7 protein-coding genes are annotated in these 6,676 nt (G+C 68.8%); 6 read left to right on the top strand and 1 reads right to left on the bottom strand.

The window, feature by feature from the left end:
- From JNN06_RS00085 to cobJ, 5 genes are all read left to right on the top strand, one after another.
- On the top strand, positions 1-1,774 hold a 1,774-nt coding region (locus JNN06_RS00085; RefSeq protein ID WP_291237563.1), incomplete at its 5' end, for a cobaltochelatase subunit CobN.
- Positions 1,771-2,895, top strand: a complete 1,125-nt coding sequence (gene cobG, locus JNN06_RS00090; protein ID WP_291237564.1) for a precorrin-3B synthase — start codon at positions 1,771-1,773, stop codon at positions 2,893-2,895. The genes JNN06_RS00085 and cobG, both read left to right, overlap by 4 nt.
- Positions 2,895-3,524 carry a precorrin-8X methylmutase gene (locus tag JNN06_RS00095; RefSeq protein ID WP_291237565.1) on the top strand — a complete coding sequence of 210 codons (630 nt, stop codon included), beginning with the start codon at positions 2,895-2,897 and terminating at the stop codon, positions 3,522-3,524. Before cobG ends, JNN06_RS00095 begins: the two co-directional genes overlap by 1 nt.
- Positions 3,525-3,526: 2 nt before the next feature.
- Positions 3,527-4,267, top strand: coding sequence for a precorrin-2 C(20)-methyltransferase (locus JNN06_RS00100; RefSeq protein WP_291237566.1), 741 nt, complete (start codon positions 3,527-3,529; stop codon positions 4,265-4,267).
- Positions 4,264-5,001 (top strand): precorrin-3B C(17)-methyltransferase, encoded by a 738-nt coding sequence (cobJ, locus tag JNN06_RS00105; protein WP_291237567.1) that lies wholly within the window; start codon positions 4,264-4,266, stop codon positions 4,999-5,001. The genes JNN06_RS00100 and cobJ overlap by 4 nt, the downstream gene beginning before the upstream one ends.
- Here cobJ and JNN06_RS00110 read toward each other — a convergent pair.
- The gene (locus JNN06_RS00110) at positions 4,974-5,720 is read right to left on the bottom strand and encodes a cobalt-precorrin-6A reductase (RefSeq protein ID WP_291237568.1); all 747 of its coding nucleotides are present in this window, start codon (positions 5,718-5,720) and stop codon (positions 4,974-4,976) included. The genes cobJ and JNN06_RS00110 overlap by 28 nt on opposite strands.
- Between JNN06_RS00110 and cbiE the strand changes: the two genes are divergently transcribed.
- On the top strand, positions 5,719-6,676 hold a 958-nt coding region (cbiE, locus tag JNN06_RS00115; protein WP_291237569.1), incomplete at its 3' end, for a precorrin-6y C5,15-methyltransferase (decarboxylating) subunit CbiE. The genes JNN06_RS00110 and cbiE overlap by 2 nt on opposite strands.

Genomic DNA, 6,676 nt, shown 5'->3' on the forward strand with positions numbered 1-6,676 from the left:
ACCCGAGCGCGGCGATGTGGCGCTGCGGGACGGCGAGTATCACGACCTGTCGCGCACGCCGCGCCATGGTTATGTGGCGTTTTACCTTTGGCTGCGCGCGCAGGGGGTGCATGCCCTGATCCATATGGGCGCACATGGCACGCTGGAATGGCTGCCCGGAAAATCTGTCGCCTTGTCAGAGGCTTGCTGGCCCGAGGCACTGATCGGCCCCTTGCCGGTGATCTATCCTTTCATCGTGAATGACCCCGGCGAGGCCGCGCAGGCCAAGCGCCGCATCGGAGCGCTGACCCTGGGCCACCTGCCGCCGCCCATGGCGCAATCGGCCCTGCCCGAGGGCATGGCGCGGCTGGAACGGCTGCTGGATGAATACTCCACCGCCGACGGGCTGGACCCGGCCCGGCGCGACCGGCTGATCGGCGCCATCCGCAGCGAGGCGCAGGCGCTTGGCGTCGAGGAAGACCTGGGCCTGCCCCCCGGTGCCAGCGCCGCCGAAGCGATGACGCGGATCGACCGCTTCGTCTGCGACATCAAGGAAAGCCAATATGGCGACGGCCTGCACGTTTTCGGGCAGGGCGAAGGCGAGCGCGCCGGGCTGCTGGCGGCGCTTGCCGGGCGGCGCGTGGCGGCGGGGCCGTCGGGTTCGCCCCATCGCGGGCGCAGCGATGTGCTGCCGACCGGGCGCAACCTGTTCGCCGTGGACCCGCGCGCCGTTCCCAGCCGCGCGGCGCATGCCCAAGGCGTGAAACTGGCCGAAGAGCTGCTGCGCCGCCATTTGCAGGATCACGGCGATTGGCCGCGCGGGCTGGTCGTCGATCTTTGGGGCAGCGCGACCATGCGCACGGCGGGCGAAGATTTCGCCATGGCGCTGCATCTGGCTGGCCTTGCGCCGGTCTGGGATGCCGGTTCGGGCCGGGTTTCGGGGGTGGAGGTGGTGCCGCTGGCCCTGCTGAACCGCCCCCGCATTGATGTGACACTCCGGGTCTCGGGCCTGTTCCGCGACGTGTTCCCCGGCCTTGCGACGCTGTTTGAAACCGGCGCGCAGGCCTTGGCAGCGCGGGACGAGGCCGCCGAAGACAACCCCTATCGTCTTGCCACCGCACGGGTTTTCGGCCCGCGTCCCGGCCAGTATGGCTTGGGGCTGGCGCAGGATGATTTCTCGGCAGAAGCGCGGGCGGCGGCGGGCGAGGCCTGGCTTGCAGCCTCCAGCTGGGCCATCGGCGCCGATGGCCAAAGCCGCAGTGACCGCGCCGGGTTGGAGGCGCGGTTGCGCAGCGCCGACAGCTTTGTGCATGCGCAGGATTTGCCCGAAAGCGACCTGCTGCTGGCCGCCGATTATGCGGCCCATGAGGCCGGGTTTGCCGCAGCCTTGGCGCGGCTTGGGGCGGCGGCGCCCGCGCTTTACCATCTCGACATCACGCAGCCCGACCGCCCGCGCGCGCGGTCCTTGACCGAGGAAATCGCCCGGGTCACCCGCGCCCGCGCCGCTGATCCGGGCTGGGCCGATGGCATGATGCGCCACGGGTTCCGCGGGGCCGCCGAGATTGCGGCCACGCTGGATCACATGGCGGCCTTTGCTCATCTGGCCGGTGTCGTGCCGACGCATCTGTTTGATTTGTATCACGAAGCGACCTTGGGGCGCGAGGATGTGGTGGCGTTCATGGCGCGTGAGAACCCCGGCGCGCTTCAGGCGCTGCGCGACCTGTTTCTCCGCTTGCATGAGGCAGGGCTTTGGGTGACGCGGCGCAACTCTATCGCGGCGAGGCTGGGCGTATGAGCGGGTTTACGGTGCAAGGCTGGTGCCCCGGCGCGCTGCGACCCATGATGTCGGGCGATGGTCTGGTGGTGCGGGTGCGGCCGCCGCTGGGGCGGATGACGCCTGCGCAGGCGCAAGGGCTGGCTGATGCTGCCATGCGGCATGGCAATGGGCTGATCGACCTGTCGGCGCGCGGCAATCTGCAGCTGCGCGGTGTGTCGCAGGCCAATCATGCCGCGCTGATTGCCGATTTGCGGGCGTTGGATTTGGTGGATGACGATGCGCAGGCCGAGGCGCGGCGCAATATCCTTGTCACCCCCTTTGCCAATGCCGAAACGCTGGCCCTGGCGCGGGCCTTGACGCAGGCCCTGCGGCAAGGCCCTGACCTTCCCGGCAAGTTCGGCTTTGCGGTAGATACCGGCAAGGCCCCGATCTTGCAGGATATTTCCGCCGACATCCGTTTGGAGCGTGACGGGGCGGGCGGGCTTTTGCTGCGCTGCGACGGCATGGCGTATGGCCTGCCGATTCTCCCTGATGCCGCTGCTGAACAGGCGGTCACATTGGCGCGCTGGTTCCTGGCGCAAGGCGGCATGCGCGATGGCCGGGGACGGATGGCCGCACTGATTGCGCGCGGCCTCGCCCCGCAGGGCGCGACGGCAGCGCCTGCCGCAGCGCAGCGCAGGCCCGAGCCCGGCTTGCAGCCGGAGGGGGTGCTGGTCGCGCTGGAATTTGGCCAGATGCAGGCGGAAACGCTGCATGCACTGGCCGGGCTTGGCGCCTTGCGCGTCACGCCTTGGCGGATGCTGTTGATCGAGGGCGCGCGCGCCTTGCCCCGGCTGCCCGGCCTGATCCTTGATCCTGCCGATCCGCTGCGCCGGGTCGAGGCTTGCACCGGCGCGCCGGGCTGCCTGCAAGCCCATGCCCCGCTGCGCGATCTGGCACGCCGCCTTGCGCCGCAGCATAAGGCGGGCGTCCTGCACCTCAGTGGTTGCGCCAAGGGCTGTGCCCATCCGGGGCGGGCGGCGGTGACACTGGTGGCCACGCCTGCGGGCTTTGATCTGATCCTCAACGGCACGGCGCAAGATGCGCCCGGCCAGCGTGGCCTTGCCGCGCAAGATATTGACCTGAAAGGGCTTCTGTAATGCCGCACCTGTACGAAACCGATGGCGCGAAGATTTATGAACAATCATTCGCAACGATCCGCGCCGAGGCCGATCTTGCCCGCTTTACCCCCGAGGAGGAGGTGGTGGTGGTGCGCATGATCCATGCTGCGGGGATGGTGGGGCTGGAAACCCATGTGCGTTTCACCCCCGGCATGGCGATTGCAGCCCGGGCCGCGCTGGAAGACGGCGCGCCGATCCTGTGCGATGCGCGCATGGTCAGCGAAGGCGTCACCCGCACCCGTTTGCCGCGCGGCAATCAGGTCATCTGCACGCTGCATGACCCCGCCGTGCCGGGCCTTGCGGCGCAGATGCAGAACACCCGCAGCGCCGCCGCGCTGGAACTTTGGCGACCGCATCTGGCGGGGGCGGTGGTGGCGATCGGCAATGCGCCGACGGCGCTGTTTCACCTGCTGAACATGCTGGAAGACCCCGCTTGCCCGCGCCCGGCGGCGATCATCGGCTGCCCGGTGGGTTTTATCGGTGCGGCGGAATCGAAAGATGCGCTGATGGCGGCCCCGCCAGTGCCCAGCGTGATCGTGCAGGGGCGACTTGGCGGCTCGGCCATCACGGTGGCCGCCATCAACGCGCTTGCCAGCCGGAAGGAGTGACCATGGGCCGGATCATCTGCGCGGGCCTTGGGCCGGGCGACCCTGACCTGATCTCGGTCCGGTCTGACCGGGCCATTCGGGGCGGCGCCCATATCGCCTATTTCCGCAAGGCCGGGCGGCAGGGGCAGGCCCGCGCCATCGTGCAGGGCATGCTGCGCAGCGATGCGGTGGAACATGCGATGGAATATCCGGTCACGACCGAGATCCCCTTCGACAGCCTCGACTATAACCGCCTGCTGGCCGATTTCTACGATGACTGGGCGGCGCGTTTGCAGGCCCTGGTGCTGGAAGGCCAAGATGTTGTGGTCCTATGCGAAGGCGACCCCTTCTTCTATGGCTCGTTTATGCATCTTTACACGCGGCTGAAGGATGTGGTGCCGGTCGAGGTGATCCCCGGCATTCCGGGCATGGTGGGTTGCTGGCATGCCACGGGGCAGCCAGTGACATGGGGTGATGATGTTTTGACCGTGCTGATGGGCACGCTGCCAGAGGCCGATCTGCTGCGCCATATGCAGCAATCCGACGCGCTGGCGATCATGAAAACCGGGCGCAATCTGCCGCGCGTCCGCAATGCCTTGGCGGCGGCGGGGCGGTTGCAGGATGCCTGGCTGATCGAGCGCGGCACCATGCCCGGCCAGCGGATGCAGCGTCTGGCCGAGGTGGACACCGAGGATTGCCCCTATTTCGCAATCGTCGTGGTGCATGGCCATGGCCGCCGCCCGGTGGCGGAGGGTGCAGAATGAGCGGCTGGATTGCAGTGGCAGGCCTTGGCCCCGGCGCCGAGGCGCTGGTGACACCTGAGGTGACGGCAACCTTGGCGCAAGCCACGGATGTGATTGGCTATATCCCCTATGTCGCTCGCGTCGCCCCGCGCGAGGGGTTGGTGCTGCATCCCAGTGACAACCGGGTGGAGCTGGACCGGGCCGCCCACGCCATCGCCCTCGCGCAGGCGGGGCGGCGGGTGGTGATTGTCTCCTCGGGCGATCCCGGCGTGTTCGCCATGGCCTCGGCCCTGTTCGAGGGGATGGAGGCGCGGCCCGATTGCCACGACCTTGATATTCGCATCCTGCCCGGCATCACGGCGATGCTGGCAGCAGCGGCGCGGGCGGGCGCGCCCTTGGGCCATGATTTCTGCGCCATCAACCTGAGCGACAATCTCAAGCCGTTTTCCGAGGTCGAACGCCGCTTGCGCCATGCCGCAAGGGGCGGATTTGCCATGGCCTTTTATAACCCGCGCTCGGCCAGCAGGCCGCACCAGTTTACCGAGGTGCTGCGCATCCTGCGCGAGGAATGCGAACGTGAACGATTGATCACATTCGCCCGCGCGGTCTCCACCCCGGAGGAGCGTTTGCTGACCGTCACGCTGGCCGAGGCTCTGCCCGAGATGGCCGATATGCGCACGGTGGTGATTGTGGGCAATGCCGCGACACGGCGGGTCGGACGGTGGATTTACACGCCGCGCTCGGTTTCCGCATGAGCGAGCCAGGCCATCACTGCCTCGGGCGTGCTGACGAGGTGCCTGCCCGGCAGGGCCGGGCGCTCGATCAGGATGACCGGCAAGCGCAGCGCGCGGGCGGCGGTGATCTTGGCCTCGGCCCCCGCGCCGCCTGCGTTTTTGGCGACAAGATGGGTGATGCCATGGGCCTGCATCAGGGCCAGATCGGCAGCGTGATCGAAGGGGCCGCGCGCCACGATCACGGTGCAATCGGGCAAAGGCGGAGCCTCGGGCCTGTCGACCAGACGCAGCAGGTAATGGTGTGGCTTCGCGGCAAAGGGGGCCAGATGCAGCTTGCCAATCGCCAGAAACACCCGGGCCGGGGCCTCGGGCAGCACATCGACAGCGCCTTGAATATCAGGCACTTGGCGCCATGCGTCGCCGGGTTGGGGCGCCCAAGCGGCGCGCTCCAGCCCGATCAGGGGCGTGCCGGCCAGGGCGCAGGCCGTCTGCGCATGGCGGCTCATTTGCGCGGCAAAGGGATGGGTGGCGTCGATCACATGGCTGATCGCCTCGCGGCGCAGATAGGCGGTCAGACCCTCCACGCCGCCGAACCCGCCCACGCGGATCGGCAGGGGCTGTGCCACGGGCGCGGCGGTGCGTCCGGCATAGGAAAACACCGCCGGACGCCCGGCTTGGGCCAGCAGACGGGCCATGGCGCTGGCCTCGGTGGTGCCGCCCAGCAAAAGGATGCGTGTCATGGCTGAGCCCTGGCTTTCGATCATCGGTCTGGGCGAAGATGGACCGGCGGGCCTGTCGGATGCAAGCCGTCAGGCGCTGGCCGGGGCCGAGCTGGTGTTCGGCGCACCCCGCCATCTGGCGCTGTGCGGCGTGGCGGGGCAGGCCTGGCCGGTGCCCTTCGACCTTGCGCCGCTGCTGGCATGCCGGGGGCGGCGGGTGGCGGCGCTGGTCTCGGGCGATCCGTTCTGGTTTGGCGCCGGTGGCTCGCTGGCGTCGGAGCTGCGGCCAGAGGAATGGCGCGCCTTTCCGGTGGCCGGGGTGTTCTCGCTGGTGGCGGCGCGTATGGGGTGGCGGCTGGAGGAGGTGCAATGTCTGGGCCTCCATGCTGCGCCCTTTGCCCGGCTGCGCCCGGTGCTGGCGCGCGGGGTGCGGGTGATCTGCACGCTGCGCGATGCGGCCGCAGTGCCCGCATTGGCGGCTTGGCTGGCCGAAAACGGCTTTGCGGCCAGCAAGATCACGGTTTGCGAATCCATGGGTGGCCCCCGAGAGAGGGTGCGCCAAGGCACTGATTTGTCAGATATTCTCGCCCCCGTCGCTGTGGCGCTGGATGGGGCCGATCTGCCGCGCGCAGCGGGCCTTCCGCGCAGCAATGGCCTGCCGGACAGCTGTTTCGCCCATGACGGCCAGATCACCAAACGCCCGGTGCGGGCGCTGACCCTTTCGGCGCTTGCCCCGCGCCCGGGGCAGGTGCTGTGGGATATTGGCGGCGGCTCGGGCTCGATTTCGGTCGAGTGGTGTCTGGCCGGCGCGCGCGCCATCGCCATCGAGGCCAAGCCTGCGCGGGTGGCGAATATCCGCAGCAATGCGGAAGGTTTTGGCCTGTCGCATCGCCTGCATGTCATCGAAGGCCGCGCGCCCGAGGCGCTGGACGGGCTGCCGCTGCCCGATGCAGTGTTCATTGGCGGCGGCGGCAATC

Origin of the sequence: Gemmobacter sp., from assembly GCF_016792925.1 — a bacterium.
GTDB lineage: Bacteria > Pseudomonadota > Alphaproteobacteria > Rhodobacterales > Rhodobacteraceae > Gemmobacter.

Coding starts and splice junctions, on each gene's coding strand:
- cobG (WP_291237564.1), top strand. CDS start 1,771: ATGAGCGGGTTTACGGTGCAAGGCTGGTGCCCCGGCGCGCTGCGACCC.
- JNN06_RS00095 (WP_291237565.1), top strand. CDS start 2,895: ATGCCGCACCTGTACGAAACCGATGGCGCGAAGATTTATGAACAATCA.
- JNN06_RS00100 (WP_291237566.1), top strand. CDS start 3,527: ATGGGCCGGATCATCTGCGCGGGCCTTGGGCCGGGCGACCCTGACCTG.
- cobJ (WP_291237567.1), top strand. CDS start 4,264: ATGAGCGGCTGGATTGCAGTGGCAGGCCTTGGCCCCGGCGCCGAGGCG.
- JNN06_RS00110 (WP_291237568.1), bottom strand. CDS start 5,720: ATGACACGCATCCTTTTGCTGGGCGGCACCACCGAGGCCAGCGCCATG.